This window comes from Cytobacillus mangrovibacter, assembly GCF_042865275.1.
Lineage (GTDB): Bacteria > Bacillota > Bacilli > Bacillales > Cytobacillaceae > Cytobacillus > Cytobacillus mangrovibacter.
Map to the genome: position 1 here is coordinate 397,911 of NZ_JBIACJ010000001.1, position 17,020 is coordinate 414,930.

Below are 17,020 nucleotides of genomic sequence, written 5' to 3' on the forward strand. Positions count from 1 at the left end.
GGGCTCTGCTTGTATTAACGATTTCCTTTGATATAAGGAACTCCAGATGCTTTCGGTGCATCAGCACGACCGATAAATCCAGTTAATGCTAGGATTGTCAGTACATATGGAGCGATGAGTAAATACACATTCGGAATATTTTCTAAGAATGGTAAACTTGACCCGATTATACTTAAACTTTGTGCAAATCCGAAGAATAGGGCTGCTCCCATTGCACCAAGTGGATGCCATTTACCAAAGATCATTGCAGCAAGGGCCATGAACCCTTGTCCGCTAATTGTTGCGTGACTAAAGTCTGATGTAATGGATTGTGCGTACACTCCACCGCCAATTCCACCAAGGGCACCAGATAATATTACAGCAATATAACGAATTTTCGTAACATTAATCCCCATTGTATCAGCTGCCATTGGATGTTCACCAACCGAACGGAGTCTCAAGCCGAATGGAGTTTTAAAGATCACATACCATGCCACGAATGCGATGATGATCGCAACATACGAAGTGTAATATGTGTTAGAGAAGAATATTCTTCCTAAAATAGGAATATCACTTAGAATTGGAATATCTACTTTGCTAAAACCCTTTTGGATGATATCTGTTTGTCCTTTTCCATACATAAATTTAACAAGAAACAATGATACCCCAACTGCCAATAAGTTGATGGCAACCCCTGATACTGTCTGGTCTGCTCTAAATGAAATAGAAGCAACCGCATGAATAGTCGAGAAAATCCCACCAACTACCATAGCCGCTAAAAGGGAAACCCAAGGGGTCATCTCTCCAAAAGTAGATGCAAATGTTAAGTTAAAAACAATGGCAGTGAAGGCACCGATAACCATTAATCCTTCCAGCCCAATATTAACAACACCAGAGCGTTCAGAGAAAGTACCTCCCAGCGCTGTAAAAATAAGTGGTGCTGCCCAAAGCATGGTTGAAGGAATAACAATTGATAATATAGCCATTAAGTCCACTTATTTCGCCCCCTTTTTGCCAATACGATCAATAAAGATACGGATCATATAGCTTGCAGCTACAAAGAAAACGATTAATGCAATAATAATATCAACAAGTTCGTTTGGTACGCCTGCTTCTAGCGGCATATTTAAAGCCCCTACTTTTAACGAGCCGAATAGCACAGCTGCAAGGATAATCCCAATCGGTGCATTCCCACCAAGTAATGCAACGGCAATTCCATCAAATCCAACACCAGTGAAACCGCCTCTAATAGATGCATAGCCAAATGTTCCTAGACCTTCCATTGCACCTGCAAGACCTGCAAACGCCCCAGAAATGACCATTGATAATATGATGTTTGACTTAACACTCATCCCTGCATACTCAGACGCATGTTGATTAAAGCCAACTGCTTTCAATTCATAGCCTCTTGATGTTTTCTCTAAAATAAACCACATAATAAATACACAAATTAACGCGACCACTATTCCCCAGTGTAGACGAGAGTAGTCTGTCAGCCCTTCAAGAAATGGCGAGCGAAGGGAAGCTGACTCGAATACATCTGCTGTTCTGTCACTTTTTTCTGAAAGAACAGAACGAACAATATAGTTCGCTACATGCAAGGCAACGTAGTTCATCATTATCGTAACAATTACTTCATGGACACGAAACTTGGCTTTTAAAAAGCCAGGTATAAATGCCCAAAGTGCACCAGCTGCTGCAGCTGCCAAAACAGCTAATGGAAGGTGGATTACTTTAGGTAATTCAAATGCAACCCCTACCCATACAGCTGCAAGCCAACCAACTATTAATTGGCCTTCAACACCGATATTGAAAAGTCCTGTTTTAAAGGCAAATCCGACAGCCAATCCGGCAAGTATATATGGTGTAACCTGTCGAATCGTTTCACCAGTATAATAAATATCTCCAAATGCTCCATCCCATAGAGCAATAAATGCTGCACCTGCATCATAGCCTGTTACAATCATAATGATTGTACCGACAATAATCCCTAGTAATACGGCAAGAACAGGTACGATTATATTCTTCATACGACTAGACATCCGCTTTTTCACCTGCTTCCTTCCGTTTCGAACCGGCCATTAATAATCCTAATTCCTGTTCAGTTGTCTCTTTAGGATCAACAATTGCTACAATCGTTCCTTCATAAATTACAGCAATTCGGTCACTTACATTCATAATCTCATCAAGCTCAAATGATAGAAGGAGAACGGCTTTTCCATTATCTCGCTGTTCGATTAGACGCTTGTGGATAAATTCGATTGCTCCTACATCCAAACCACGTGTAGGCTGGGCAGCAATCAGCAAATCAGGATTTCGATCGACTTCACGACCAATAATCGCCTTTTGCTGGTTTCCTCCAGACAAGGCGCGTGCAAGTGTATATTCGCTTGGTGTACGCACATCAAATTCTGAAATTAAACTTTTAGCTTTTTTATAAATTTCTTTATAGTTTAGTATTCCACCATTTGAGTAAGGTTTCTTGTAATATGTTTGGAGAACCATGTTTTCCCCAATTGGAAAATCAAGGACAAGTCCATGTTTGTGACGATCCTGTGGAATATGCCCCACACCAGATTCTGTTACTTTTCGCGGTGCAAGGTTTCGAATTTCCTTCCCATTCAACGTAATTGAACCGCTCTCCGACTTTCTCAACCCAGTAATTGCTTCAAGTAATTCGGTTTGACCGTTTCCATCAACACCCGCAATACCGAGAATCTCACCAGCTTTAATTGAAAGATCTAATCCATTGATTGCCGGTAATCCACGAGAATCCTTTACACGAAGATCTTTAATTTGGAGAACTTCTTGTTTCGGCGTGGCTTCAATTTTTTCTGTTTTAAATGTTACTTCACGCCCTACCATCAAGCTTGCCAAATCATTAGGATTCGTATCGCTGACATTGACTGTTCCAATACCAACACCTTTTCGTATAACCGTTACACGATCACACACTTCCATAATCTCTTTTAATTTATGTGTGATTAATATGATAGATTTTCCTTCTTTTATAAGCGTTTTCATTATTTGTATAAGCTCATGTATTTCTTGTGGTGTTAATACAGCAGTAGGTTCATCAAATATCAGAATCTCTGCACCACGATATAAGGTTTTTAAGATTTCAACCCTCTGCTGCATTCCGACAGAAATATCTTGAATTTTCGCACGTGGATCAACAGCTAGTCCATATTTTTCAGATATCTCACTTACCTTTTTTTCAGCTGTTTTTATATCAATTTTTCCGCCCTTTGTAATTTCACTGCCTAAAATGATATTTTCTGTAACTGTAAACGGATCGACTAGCATAAAGTGCTGATGCACCATCCCAATCCCTAAATCATTGGCAATATTAGGGTTGGTGATCTTTACAGACTTCCCATTTACACGAATCTCACCCTTTTCAGGCTGGTATAGTCCAAATAGAACGTTCATTAGCGTAGATTTCCCTGCACCATTCTCTCCTAGCAATGCATGAATTTCGCCTTTTTCCACTTGTAGTGTTATGTTATCGTTTGCAACAATTCCAGGGAATTCTTTACGGATACCCAGCATCTCTATTACATATTCCAACTTCTTCACTCCTTGCTCAAAATAAAATGGAATTTTTTTGTAGTATGAGGTCAGACTTTCTAAATTAAATAAAAAGCTTATCACAATGACAAAACCGAGACCGAGATTCTATTAAAATAAATGTAAGAGCTAATAATTAGTCCAATAAAATCTTAAGTGAAAAGTAGAATAACTTCTACCCTTCAATTAAATTTTCAATGGAACGGATCACATTATTTTATCATGATTCTTTAAAATTTTCGTTTAAAAAAAGAATAAGGGGCCGGCTATGCAACCCGCTTATTCTTTTATAATCAAATGAAATTATTCAGCTTTGAAATTAGCAAGCTCATCTAATGTTCCAGGAACAGTGATATCACCATTCTTGATTTTTTCTGTCCATTCTGCAACAGCAGCTTCGATGTCAGCCTTAGCAGACACTTCATCGTTAATTGGAGCTAAGCTAACGCCATCTTCAGCTAAACCGTAAACAATTGTTTCTCCGCCTGGGAAGTTACCTTCCAATGACTTCTTAGAAATATCTTCAACTGCATGGGCAACACCCTTCATTGCAGAAGTAATGATTACATTATGTTCTTTTCCGTCAATTTCAACAATACCTTCGCCTGATTGATCAGAGTCAACACCGATTGCCCAAATTTCTTTCGTTGGATCTTTCTTCTTAAGGTCTTTTGCTTCTGTAAATAAGCCATTACCAGTACCACCAGCAGCGTGGAAAATTACGTCAGCACCAGAAGAGTACATTTGTGCAGCAGTTGCTTTACCTAGATCGGCTTTGTCAAATGCGCCAGTATAGTGAACATCTACTTTGATGTCAGGATTTACAGCTTGGATACCTGCAAGGAAGCCTGCTTCGAAACGTTCAATAACTGGGCTTTCCATTCCGCCGATAAAACCAATATGATTTGTTTTCGTTGTTTTTGCAGCAGCAACTCCAGCTAGGAATGCAGCTTCTTGCTCTTTAAATAATACGCTTACTACGTTTGGCTGCTCAACAACATCATCAATGATTCCGAAGTGAGTTTCTTTTTGTTGTTTAGAAATTGTTTCAACATCTGCTTTTAATTTGAAACCAATTCCGAAAATAAGAGAGAAATCTTCACGAGCTAGCTTATTTAAGTTAGTCGCATAGTCAGCATCAGATTTAGACTGAAGGTAGTCATATCCGCCTTTTCCTTTTTCAAGTCCATTATCAGCACCGAATGCTTGAAGACCTTCCCATGCAGATTGGTTGAATGATTTATCATCAACACCACCAACATCAGTTACCATCGCAACAGAGAACTTGTTTTCTTTTTCTCCGCCGTCTTTCGCTGTACCTTCATCCTTCTCATCTGTACTTCCACAAGCACCTAGAATCGTTCCAGCTGCTAGTGCAAGTGACAACACCAAACCAAATTTACGTTTCTTCACGGTATGTACCCCCTATTATTTTTTTTACCCGATAGTAGAAATTATTAGAGAATCGATTGATTTATGCTTTTGTTCCTAGAATAATTTATACTCTCTTTCTAAGGACCTGGAAGCTAAACTTATCGGCTCTGAAATAATTGACCGAATACAGAATGGGTTCATCCATTTCATCGAAATGCATTTGCTTTAAAACAAGCAAAGCAGTTTCTGGATCACACTCTAGGATTGGCGATACCTTTTCATGATAGCCAATTGGTTCTATTGAGGCAACGGCATAGGTTATTTTCCGGCTGGCTTCCATTTCAAGAATATTGAAAATCGATTCTTGTTCATGTGAAAATGCATCAGCAAGGATTCTATCTGGTACCTTATCAATGCAATACACGACAGGTTCCCCATTAGCCGTTCTAACCCTTTCAATTACCACAATTTCCTCGTCCATAGAGCATGAGAAACGACGAATATCCTCTTCAGTTGGTCCTGTTGTAGATGAACTTAAGAAAATCGTCCCAGGCTTCATTCCTGCTTGCAATATCATGTCAGTAACGCTGCTCAGCTGTTCTATTCCTGAAGTAAACAATGGCTTTGCATTTACAAATGTCCCCACTCCATGGCGTCGAATGATAACGTTTTCTTCTTCGAGAATACGAAGAGCTTCCCGGAGTGTAGCTCGGCTGACCCCAAGCTGTTTGGCAAGATCGAATTCAGAAGGGAGTTTCTCTCTTTCTTTATAGAACCCTTTCTCTATATCCTGCTTTAAATGGTCAATCACTTGTAAATATAAATGCCTGTTATCTGACTTAATAGACATGCAGGGTACCTCCAACCGATTTTCTTAGGAGACATCAGACCTCTGATGTTCAATCATTCCTACTAATCGAAAATACTATAACACTTTTTACCCAATAATGAAATAGTAATTTCGAAAATGACCTAAAAACATGTTTGTTTTCTACTGCCATTTTTCACCAACAGGCTACAACATAAATGTTTTTTTGTAAACGGTACCATCAGTATGATATCTATTTTTTACTAATCATCTACATTTATGAAATGAATTTTCCAACAAAATCTTTTATACTGCAAATTGCTAGCATTCGAAGCATGATTTTGAAATGCATAATAGTATAACACAAAGAAAAAGCCCATTGATGAATGAGCTTTTTTAAATGGCTGTTTTCGCAAACATTGTTGCTTATAACACGAATTCGTAGAAGTTGATTTCCGCTCCAGGTCGCTCGCTTTCCGCCACAATCAATTTTAGGAGCTTGCTTCTTCTGAAGGCTTTCCAAGTAATACAGCCCTAGGTTTACTACCTTCATATGGTCCAACTACTCCCCTTGCTTCCATTTCATCAATAAGCCTCGCTGCTCGCGTGTAGCCAATCCGGAATCTGCGCTGCAGCATCGAGACAGAGGCTGTTTGCATCTCTAGAATGAGTTCTACGGCTTCATCATATAAATCATCATCAACTACAGTTGTCATTTCAGGGATATCATCAGGGATCATTTCTTCTTGATATTGTGCCTTTTGCTGGTCAATAACAAAGTTAACAACCTCTTCTACTTCCTCATCTGACAAAAAGGCTCCTTGGATCCGTACAGGCTTTGATGCTCCTACTGGCAAAAAGAGCATATCTCCTCTGCCAAGCAATTTTTCAGCCCCACCCATATCAAGAATTGTTCTTGAATCAGTTGCCGACGATACCGCGAAGGCAATACGAGAAGGAATATTCGCTTTGATTACCCCTGTAATAACATCAACAGATGGACGTTGAGTAGCAATAATCAAATGGATTCCAGCAGCACGTGCCATTTGGGCAAGCCTTGTAATGGCATCCTCCACATCTGATGAAGCAACCATCATTAAATCAGCAAGCTCATCTACGATCACAACGATAAATGGCAAAAGTGGCTGCTGCCCTTCATTTTCTGCATTATGTCTCCTCACATGCTCATTATAGCCTTCGATATTTCTTGTTCCTGTATGAGAGAATAATTCATACCTGCGTTCCATCTCATTGACAACCTTCTTTAATGCTTGAGATGCTTTTTTTGCATCTGTAACAACTGGGGCCAGCAAATGTGGAATCCCATTATACACATTTAACTCGACCATTTTCGGGTCAATCATCATCAGCTTTACTTCATGCGGTTTCGCTCTCATTAGAATGCTCGTAATAATCCCATTGATACACACACTTTTCCCACTGCCTGTAGCACCTGCAACAAGTAAATGGGGCATTTTATTTAACTCTGCCAAGATGGATTCACCCGTTATATCACGGCCAAGACCAATTAATAGTTTGGAATCGGGTCTGTCATTTTCTTTTGAATCAATGACTTCTCTCAATGAAACAACAGCCACTTCTGAGTTAGGAACTTCAATCCCAATTGCAGATTTCCCTGGAATTGGTGCTTCAATACGAATATCTTTAGCAGCAAGTGCTAAGGCCAAGTCATCATTTAAACTGACAATCTTGCTTACCTTCACTCCTACATCCGGATGAACTTCATATTTCGTAACTGCGGGGCCAAGATGCACCTGTGTTACACGTGCCTTTACACCGAAGCTTTGAAACGTCCTTTCCAGCTTTGCTGCATTTGCATGGATTAATTCATATTCGCCACTTTGATCTGTCTTTCTAGGAAGCTTTAATAGTCTAATTGGCGGTAACTCATAATCTTTATTTTCTACCTCGGTAAATGTGATTGACGGTGAGATTTCTATTTCAGGTGATGAGGAATTCTCACCTTTTTCTTTTGTTTGTATCGCCTGCTCTTCTTTTGCGTAGTGAGCCTTTTCGGCAAAGCTAGAAATAATAGGCTCTGGCAAAGACTCTTCAACATATTCTTTGGCACTATTGATCGTTATAACTGGCTCAGGCTCTTCTGCTTTCGCTTTTATCTCTTCTGCTTGGGCTTGTCTTACTGCCCTTTTTTCTTTTCTTGCTGTACTCCATTCCTTCATATCCACTTTGAAAGCTTCCCATTGATTCTTACAAAAGCTCCAAATGGCCATCCCTATTTTCCCTAAAGCTTCTCCAAGCGTTTTTCCAGTTAAAAGAATGATTCCAATGACAATAAGGACAAAGGAGATTATTTTTGTTCCAGGTTCATCAAATAAAAAATAGAAGAGAGCAAACAAGATTGCACCAACCATTCCGCCGCCCAAATCTGTCGTACTCGTTTCCCCGTTTACTTCCATCCAGAATAGTTCCCATGTGTTTGCAATGACACTGGGGTCCATAAACCTTCCACCATTTGATAGCAGCTGAAAAAGTTTCACATGACTTAATAAAAGTACAGAGCTTAATATAAGATATATGCCAATTAATTTCGTATGTAATAAATATGGGACTGTTCTTTTCCACATGAGGTATCCTGCAAAAATAACCAATCCTAATAAACTTAATATATACCATTCACCCATAAAGAAACGGAAAAATAGAACTGTAGCTTTCCCTACCGCCCCAAGCTTCGCTATAGCAATTGCAGCTAAGGCAATTAATACAAGTGCAATTAATTCATATTGAATCGTTTTCTTCAAATTTTCTTTTTTCCTTGATTGTCTTCTCTTTTTTTTGGCCATATGATCACCCAATTTATTTTCTACTTATTCTCATTTTAAACAAAAGTTTAGTCCACCATGCAAATTTTTTGCAGATTAACAAGCAGTAGACTCCTACTGATGAAAGTTTCACTTTATACTATTGAAAGAAGAAAACAGCCAAATTTTGGCTGCTCTGAAGTTTCTCTCTATTATATCACATTGCATCAAGATACAGTTATGTTAATGATAATGAGATTTTTGCACCTGGTGCACATTTATCATTCATAAAATGAGATGGGTCACTGCTCATAATACGAACGACTGTACAATCCTGTCCCCCAGCCATTTCTACAAGGAGAGGAATCCCTTCATAAGTAACAACTTGCTGTTTTCCATATTCATTTTCATCCGCTGGAAAAACAAGCTCATGGGGCATTGAAGTATATAGAATCATTGCACAATACCCTCCTCATTTTGTTTATTCATTTCAATCATTTCATTCAGCTTCTTTAGTGCTGGGCCAATTCCTCCAACCCCATCAATCAAACCATATTCCACTGCATCCGTACCGACTACATTTGTACCAATGTCTCGTGTTAAATTGCCTTTTGCAAACATTAAATCTTTAAAACGTTCCTCAGAAACGTTGGAATGCTTGGTCACAAAGTTAATAACCCGGTCTTGCATTTTATCTAAATATTCAAAGGTCGCTGGAACGCCAATGACAAGTCCAGTCAGTCTAATTGGATGGATGGTCATCGTAGCTGTTTCAGCGATAAAGGAATAATCACATGAGACAGCAATCGGCACACCGATCGAATGACCGCCCCCAAGTACAATTGAAACTGTTGGTTTTGATAATGAAGCAAGCATTTCAGATATCGCTAAGCCCGCTTCCACATCACCGCCGACCGTATTCAATATCACCAACAATCCTTCAATTTTTGGATTTTGTTCTATGGCCACAATCTGTGGGATAAGATGTTCATACTTCGTTGTTTTATTTTGCGGTGGAAGCTGAAGATGCCCTTCAATTTGACCAACGATTGTTAAGCAATGGATCTTTGAATCTTGAGATAGCTGTGGCACATTTGTTTGACCTAGCTGCTGAATTTTATCAATAAGACTTGGAGGCTGCTCATCCTTTGCTTGATCCTGATTTTCATTTAGCGGTTCATTTTGTTTTTTATCATTTCCCATTGTATAAACTCCCTTCAATCCAAGTAAGACTGGAAATTTCAAGCCATATGAGTTTAGTATGGTCGTTGAAGGTGATTTAATGCAGAGAATGCTATCATCTAAAAAAGCACTCTCTTCCTGCTTATGCCATTTTCAATAGCAATAAGGTTTTCGATACAAGCCTAAAATAAAAAACCGGCTATTTTCGCCGGTTTAATCAGATCTTTATTCTAAATTCTCTTCTCTAGATTAGACTTCCATAATGATTGGAAGAATCATTGGTCGACGCTTGGTCTTTTCAAAAAAGTATTGATTAAGTTCATCTCTCATATCTTGTTTAATGCTTGTCCAATCAAAGGAGTCTTTCGAAATACTTCTCTCAACAATCTCACGCACTCTTTTTGCCGCTTCGACAATAAGCTCTTCAGACTCTCTTACATACACAAATCCTCTAGAAATAATTTCAGGACCTGCTGATATTTTCTTACCCTTTTTATTCAAGGTCACTACGACTAGCAATATTCCATCTTGTGATAGGAGCTTCCGATCTCTTAAAACGATATTTCCAACATCGCCTACTCCACTGCCATCTATTAATACATTTCCAGCTGGGATTCTTCCAGCTGGACGGAATTGTCCGTCTATTAATTCTACAGCCTCACCCTTCTCAGGAATGAAAATCTGTTCATTTGTTAACCCACATTCTTTTGCAAGCTTCATATGTGCTTTCAGCATCCGGTATTCACCATGAACTGGAACAAATAATTTCGGCTTCATTAAATTGATCATAAACTTTAATTCTTCCTGGCTGCCGTGGCTGGATGTATGGAAAGTGCCCTTCCCTGAAATGATAGAAGCTCCTGCTCGATAGAGCAAATCTATCGTTTTAGCAATGAACACCTCACTCCCTCTAATAGGAGATGCAGCAAAGAGAACAGTATCACCCTGTTTAATATTTACTTGCTTATGTGTTTGCTTTGCCATTTTCTGAAGTGCTTCAATTGGCTCTCCCTGGGCTCCTGTAATCAATATGACAAGTTCTTCATTAGGAAATGAGTCTATTTCTGCTATAGGAATAATGATGTCCTCAGCAACATGCAAATAGCCATACTGGATAGCAATGTCAACAGCTGTTTGTTTGAAGTTTCCAGCAATAGCTACTTTTCTTCCGCTTTCAAAAGCAGCCTCAAAAATATGCTGGATTCTTATTAAATCTGATGCGAAGGAAGCAGCAATCATTCTGCCAGGAGCATTGAGAAATGAGTCTGTCACCTGTTTGACCACTTTTGATTCAGATTGCGTATAACCAGGTTTCTCCGCTTCTGTACTATCAGATAATAGACAGAGAACCCCTTCTTCCCCAATTTGCGCCATTTTTCCAATTTCAGCTTGATAAGCATCAGCTGCCGCTTGATCAAATTTGAAATCACCTGTATAAACAATATTTCCTTCTGATGTGTGAATACAAATACCTACACTGTCTGGAATACTATGTGTTGTATGAAAAAATGACAAGATAGCCGCAGGGAATTCAACTTTTGAATGCTTATGTATCTCGATAAAATTCGGCTTGCCTTTAAATTCTTGTTCCTTCACTTTTGCTTTAGCAAGTGCAATTGTAAGTTTCGTTCCATAAATAGGCACATTGATTTCTCTTAAAATATAAGGGAGGGCACCAATATGATCTTCATGTCCGTGCGTCAAAAATATCCCTTGGACCCGTTCTTTGTTTTGAGTAAGATAGGTAATGTCCGGTATGACAATATCAATACCGAGCATTTCATTTTCCGGGATCATTAATCCTGCATCTAGTACGAATATATCTTCGTCCACTTCTGCAATGTACATATTCTTCCCGAATTCCCCTACTCCTCCTAATGCCATTAACTTGATGCTTTGATTCTTACGCTTATTCAAATTAAACTTCCTCCTACATATGTTTGTCCGACCTGAGATCAGTTACCAATATTATACTTGAAGGAGGAAAACGATGACAAGAACAAAAGCGAAAGCATCTTGCTCACCATTAGGTAATTACATGATGTCTTGTAAAGATACCTTTTAACTTCTTGGGGGACTGGAAAAGCCAATCAGCATTCATGCAGATTGGCTTTACTTTACTTATTCATCTTTCTTAATTAAAGCCGCCAAGGTATTTCTTTCCTGTTCACTTAAAGGAACTAATGGCAGCCTGACAGATCCAACATTCAGTCCTTTTAGTTGAAGGGCTGTTTTTACTGGTGCAGGACTTGGAGCTGCAAAAAGGGCTTCTATAATTGGCAGGAGCTCTTGATGCCATTTTGCCGCCTTTTGGTTCTCTCCGTTTAAAAATGCATGAATCATTGATTGCATTTCATTTCCAATTACATGGGAGGCAACAGAAACTATTCCATCTCCGCCAATAGCCATTACAGGGAGAGTTAATCCATCATCCCCACTATAAAGTAAAAAGTCTTCATCCGTTCCTGCAATAATTTTTGCCATTGCCGATAGGTCTCCACTAGCTTCCTTAGCAGCTACAATATTTTCCACTTTAGAAAGACGGATGATTGTTTCAGGCAAAATATTTACACCCGTTCTTCCTGGAATGTTATATACCATCACTGGCAGTGCTGTATTTTCTGCTATTGTTTTAAAATGCTGATAAAGCCCTTCTTGATTGGGTTTATTATAATAAGGAGCGACGATCATGATCGCATCCACACCTATTTGCTCTGCTCTTTTCGTTAAATCTATGGAAGCATACGTATTATTGCTACCTGTACCTGCTATTACTGGAACCCTTTTATCAACTACTTTTACTACATGCTGAAATAATGCAATCTTTTCCTCTTTTGACAATGTTGGTGATTCTCCTGTTGTACCTGCGACAACAATCGAATCAGTTCCATTTTCGATCAGATGATTAATTAACTGGGTTGTTTTCGGAAAATCAATATGTCCTTTCCTATCGAATGGAGTCACCATTGCTGTTGAAACTCGGCCAAATTGAATCATTGCTACACTCCCTTTTACATCCTTAAATGTCCATTCGTTCAATAGAAAATGATACCTTATTATTCGTTAAAAAGCTTTCTTTTCTTATTTTCTATAATAGTTTCTTTTTCTAAATGGAATGCATCATGCAATGCATTGACGGCTTTGCTTAGGTCAATCTGCTTAACAAGCACCCATATAGTTGTATGACTATCTGCAGATTGCAGAATACGAATGCCCTGTTCTGATAAGGCTGTCACAATCTTTGAAGCCACTCCTGGCACCCCTTGCATCCCCGCACCAACAACAGATACTTTCGCACATTCGAATTCCACTAAAGGATTATGACCTAAATTATTTAAGATGCTAATTGCCTTTTCTGTCATCTCTTCTGTTACGGTATAAGTAACCCCATTCGGATAAATATTGATAAAATCCACACTTATCCCTTCATTTGCCATTGCTTGAAATACCTCTGCTTGCAAGTTGTATTGATCCTTTTTAGCAACAACCTTAATTTGTGTAACATGAGACAGATGGGCAATCCCAGTAACTAACCGTTCCTTAATATCTGCACCCTGACTTTCTTTATTTATTGCTGTAACTAATGTGCCTAAACTATCAGAATAATTCGAGCGGATACGTATAGGAATTTTCGCTTGCATTGCTATTTCTACTGCTCTTGGATGAATGACTTTCGCACCCTGATAAGCCATATTGCATACTTCTGTATAAGTGACAACAGATAATGGACGGGCATTTTCAGCAATACGAGGATCTGCCGTCATTATCCCATCCACATCTGTAAATATATCAATCCACTCTGCATTTAACGCGGCACCTAATGCAGCGGCAGATGTGTCGCTTCCTCCTCTGCCGATAGTAGTTACATCACCATTTTTGGCAGCTCCCTGAAATCCGGCTACGACTACACAGTCATGTTTCTCTAATTCTTTAAGCAGTCTGTCACATTTCATATCAATAATTTTTGCATTTGTATGATCATTATTTGTTCTAAATCCTGCCTGGGCGCCTGTTAAAGAAGTAGCTAGAATACCATGTTCTAAAAGCATATTTGTAAATACAACACTCGAAATAATCTCCCCGCAAGATAATAGGAGATCACTCTCTCTTTTATTAATCATCCATTTTTTTGTCCCTGCAAGGGAAAGCAGTGTATCTGTTGCATAAGGATCACCTTTTCGCCCCATTGCAGAAACAACGATGACAAGCTTATATCCTTCAGAAATAGCCTTTTTAATATGTTTTAATGCGTGTAAGCGACTTTTTATATCACGAACAGATGTGCCTCCATATTTTTGCACAATTATTTTCATTGTTACACCTCTGGATGTCTCTTCTTTAAAAAGTAAAGGGCTTCAAATCTGCACCTAACTTTGCAAGGGCAATGAATTAGATCGACTAAAATAGAGGCAATTTGTACGTTTATAACAAAGCTTAGGCTTATTCGGACCAACAAAAAAAATATTCCAAACTAATTGATCGGCTACTACTTACATATATGACGATTCTTTCATTACTTGACTATTCCAAGTTTTATTAAGCTTTCAGCGATTTGAACTGAATTCCATGCAGCACCTTTAAGCAGATTATCAGATACGACCCACATATGGAATCCTCTTGATTCATCTAAATCTTTGCGAATTCGTCCAATGAATACATCACTCTTGCCGACACAATCAGCAGGCATTGGATATATTTGATTACTTGGATCATCCTGTAATACTACACCTGGTGCGTCAGTCAATAATGCTTTGATTTCCTGAACACTTACACTCTCTTCATTTACTTCAAGGTAAACCGATTCAGAGTGACCAGTTGCAACAGGCAGACGCACACATGTGGCAGCAACATGGAGTTCAGGTAAATTCATAATCTTCTTCGTTTCATTGATCATTTTCATCTCTTCAAAGGTAAAGCCATTCTCTTCAAACTTATCAATTTGCGGTATTGCGTTAAAGGCAATTTGATAATGTTTTTTATCACCTTTTACTGGGAGTATTGTTGGTTTATACGCCTCATTATTTATTATTGCTTTTGTCTGGTCATATAGTTCTTCAACAGCCGCTGCGCCTGAACCTGAAACTGCCTGATAAGTGGAGACAAGCACTTTATTCAGACCAAATTTTTGCCTAATAGGTTCAAGGGCTACAACCATTTGTATCGTTGAACAGTTTGGATTGGCAATGATGCCTTGTTGTTTATGAAGATCTTGTTCATTCACCTCAGGAACAACTAGCGGAACATTTTTGTCCATTCGGAAAGCGCTTGTGTTGTCCACAACGATTGCTCCATGTTTAACAGCATGGCTAGCAAACTCTTTTGAAACACTGCCGCCTGCACTAAATAAGGCAATATCAACACCAGCAAAGCTTTCAGGCTGTACTTCCTGAACGGTATATTCTACACCTTTAAACTGAAGCTTTTTACCTGCAGAACGTGCTGAAGAAAGCAGAGTAAGCTTAGAAATTGGAAAATCCTTTTCTTCTAGCGTTTTTATCATCTGCTGACCTACTGCACCTGTCGCTCCTAATATGGCTACATGAAATCCTTTTTCCTGTTGCAATTTTAGCTCCCCTTTCAATTAGATCCTATTTTTCTAGCAAAAAGCTGATGGGATTATTAAGAAAGAATTTTCTTATAATAAAATAATTTTAACATATTCACTCTTTAAAGTAGTAAACTTTTTGCTAGAAAAATGCAGGGGTTAGATTTCGTCTTTATATCTTTCTACAATTACCGGCTGCAGCTGGCTTCCCTCTATTGCTTTTTCAATCGTCTCTGACAATAGAGTCATTCTTGCAACCATCGAATTGGGCTTTTTCACAGGATCATCCTGTCCGTAAGGGATAAAATAAATATTTTTTGTAGCCATTAGTCTCATTAAATTTACACCATTTAAACCAAGCGCGTCATTTGTAGATATTCCTAGAACGACTGGCTTCTGATTACGTAACGTTGCCTTAGCAGCCATTAATACAGGTGAATCTGTCATTGCATTTGCAAATTTGCTCATTGAACTTCCTGTTAACGGTGCAATGACCATACAGTCTAATGGAATCTTTGGACCAAGCGGTTCTGCCTTTACAATCGAATCGATTACTTTATTTCCAGTTAAATCCTCAATTCTTTGAATCCAGTCTTCCCCTTTGCCAAATCTAGTTTCTGTATTTTTTACTGTAAAAGTTACAATTGGCAGTACTTCCACTCCTGCATTCACAAGTCTTTCAATTTCTGGAAATACTGCATCATACGTACAATGAGAACCTGTTAAACCAAACCCAATGCGTTTACCCTTTAAACTCATTTGATTATTGTCCCCTTTCCCTTTTCATATCATCTCTTATTAATTGTGACAGCACATTTGCCAAAATCTGCCCGGCTGTTTTCGGAGCAACAATTCCTGGAAGCCCAGGGGCTAGCAATGCTTTCACCCCTCTTTTCTCTGCATACCTGAAATCTGTTCCTCCTGGTTTAGAAGCAAGATCAATAATCAAAGTGTGGACAGGCATCTTCGATATCACTGAGGATGTAACAATTAATTTTGGAATCGTATTAATGCATATATCTGCATCTTTCACTTCATTTTCTAAGTCACTTAAATAAAAAGGAGTTAATCCCATTTCAGTAATTCTTGCAATATGCTCGCTTTTTCTTGCACCCACCTTTACTTTTGCTCCAAGTGCTTGAAATGTTCTGGCTACACTCATTCCTACTCTCCCAAGTCCAAGCACAGTAATCGTGGATCCATGGATCGTGGTATCAGTATGCTGTATGGCCATCATAATTGTTCCTTCCACAGTCGGAATTGAATTATAAATAGCAACATCATCCCTTTCAAATAATTGAACGAGGCGACGATTAGTCTGAGTTGTAATACTATCTAAATAGGAATTGCTGATCCCTGAATAGACTGTACAATGGGGAGGTGTTTCAACTAGCATCTCTTTTTGTAAATACACCTTCTCATTTGAAAATATTGTTTCAATTTGACCATCTGAGCTTGTTCCAGGAACAGGTAATATAATGACATCTTTATTGGAAAATTCTACTTCATTTATTTTTTCTTTGACTGCCCCTGTAAAGGCATGGTCCAATTGCTCGAAACCAATCAAAGAAAGTTTGGCATCAAGATCTGTTAATTTGCGGATGATTTCTAATTGCCTCGCATCACCGCCAATCACTGCGATTTGTATCCCTGTTAGCATGAAATCCTCACCTTCTTTACAGGAATTGTTTTTCAGAACTACTTCAACATCTTATGTATGGAGATGAAAATCGGTGAGTTTTCCATTAAAGAATAATGTAAACGAAAAAGCTCCAGCACCAT

General features: G+C 38.7%; 14 protein-coding genes. All 14 read right to left on the reverse strand.

Annotated features, from left to right (window positions below; genetic code table 11):
• Window positions 1-14 precede the first annotated feature (14 nt).
• Window positions 15-974 (reverse strand): ABC transporter permease, encoded by a 960-nt coding sequence (locus ACFYKT_RS01975; protein WP_389214654.1) that lies wholly within the window; start codon window positions 972-974, stop codon window positions 15-17.
• Window positions 975-2,021, reverse strand: coding sequence for an ABC transporter permease (locus tag ACFYKT_RS01980; RefSeq protein WP_389214657.1), 1,047 nt, complete (start codon window positions 2,019-2,021; stop codon window positions 975-977). It lies immediately after the preceding gene.
• Entirely contained in the window at window positions 2,014-3,549 is a 1,536-nt protein-coding gene (locus ACFYKT_RS01985; RefSeq protein WP_389214659.1) for an ABC transporter ATP-binding protein, read from the reverse strand. The genes ACFYKT_RS01980 and ACFYKT_RS01985 overlap by 8 nt, the downstream gene beginning before the upstream one ends.
• A 303-nt stretch (window positions 3,550-3,852) precedes the next feature.
• Window positions 3,853-4,962, reverse strand: coding sequence for a BMP family lipoprotein (locus ACFYKT_RS01990; protein WP_389214661.1), 1,110 nt, complete (start codon window positions 4,960-4,962; stop codon window positions 3,853-3,855).
• Between the two features lie 85 nt (window positions 4,963-5,047).
• The gene (locus ACFYKT_RS01995; RefSeq protein WP_389214663.1) at window positions 5,048-5,773 is read right to left on the reverse strand and encodes a GntR family transcriptional regulator; all 726 of its coding nucleotides are present in this window, start codon (window positions 5,771-5,773) and stop codon (window positions 5,048-5,050) included.
• 449 nt (window positions 5,774-6,222) lie between these two features.
• Complete coding sequence (locus tag ACFYKT_RS02000; RefSeq protein ID WP_389214666.1) at window positions 6,223-8,553, reverse strand: DNA translocase FtsK; 2,331 nt, start codon at window positions 8,551-8,553, stop codon at window positions 6,223-6,225.
• A gap of 196 nt (window positions 8,554-8,749) precedes the next feature.
• Window positions 8,750-8,968 (reverse strand): YlzJ-like family protein, encoded by a 219-nt coding sequence (locus tag ACFYKT_RS02005; protein WP_389214669.1) that lies wholly within the window; start codon window positions 8,966-8,968, stop codon window positions 8,750-8,752.
• Window positions 8,965-9,714 carry a ClpP family protease gene (locus ACFYKT_RS02010; RefSeq protein WP_389214672.1) on the reverse strand — a complete coding sequence of 250 codons (750 nt, stop codon included), beginning with the start codon at window positions 9,712-9,714 and terminating at the stop codon, window positions 8,965-8,967. The genes ACFYKT_RS02005 and ACFYKT_RS02010 overlap by 4 nt, the downstream gene beginning before the upstream one ends.
• 228 nt (window positions 9,715-9,942) lie before the next feature.
• Window positions 9,943-11,610 carry a ribonuclease J gene (locus tag ACFYKT_RS02015; protein ID WP_389214675.1) on the reverse strand — a complete coding sequence of 556 codons (1,668 nt, stop codon included), beginning with the start codon at window positions 11,608-11,610 and terminating at the stop codon, window positions 9,943-9,945.
• 204 nt (window positions 11,611-11,814) lie between these two features.
• Window positions 11,815-12,690 carry a 4-hydroxy-tetrahydrodipicolinate synthase gene (gene dapA, locus ACFYKT_RS02020; RefSeq protein WP_389215397.1) on the reverse strand — a complete coding sequence of 292 codons (876 nt, stop codon included), beginning with the start codon at window positions 12,688-12,690 and terminating at the stop codon, window positions 11,815-11,817.
• Between the two features lie 59 nt (window positions 12,691-12,749).
• Window positions 12,750-14,006: an aspartate kinase gene (dapG, locus tag ACFYKT_RS02025; RefSeq protein WP_389214677.1), complete on the reverse strand. Its 1,257-nt coding sequence runs from the start codon at window positions 14,004-14,006 to the stop codon at window positions 12,750-12,752.
• Window positions 14,007-14,206: 200 nt separating this feature from the next.
• A complete protein-coding gene (asd, locus tag ACFYKT_RS02030; RefSeq protein ID WP_389214680.1) occupies window positions 14,207-15,256 on the reverse strand; it encodes an aspartate-semialdehyde dehydrogenase in 1,050 nt (349 codons plus the stop codon).
• A gap of 141 nt (window positions 15,257-15,397) precedes the next feature.
• Complete coding sequence (gene dpaB, locus ACFYKT_RS02035; RefSeq protein ID WP_389214683.1) at window positions 15,398-15,997, reverse strand: dipicolinate synthase subunit B; 600 nt, start codon at window positions 15,995-15,997, stop codon at window positions 15,398-15,400.
• Between the two features lie 4 nt (window positions 15,998-16,001).
• On the reverse strand, window positions 16,002-16,898 hold the full coding sequence (gene dpaA, locus ACFYKT_RS02040) for a dipicolinic acid synthetase subunit A (RefSeq protein ID WP_389214685.1): 897 nt from the start codon (window positions 16,896-16,898) through the stop codon (window positions 16,002-16,004).
• Window positions 16,899-17,020: the final 122 nt, after the last annotated feature.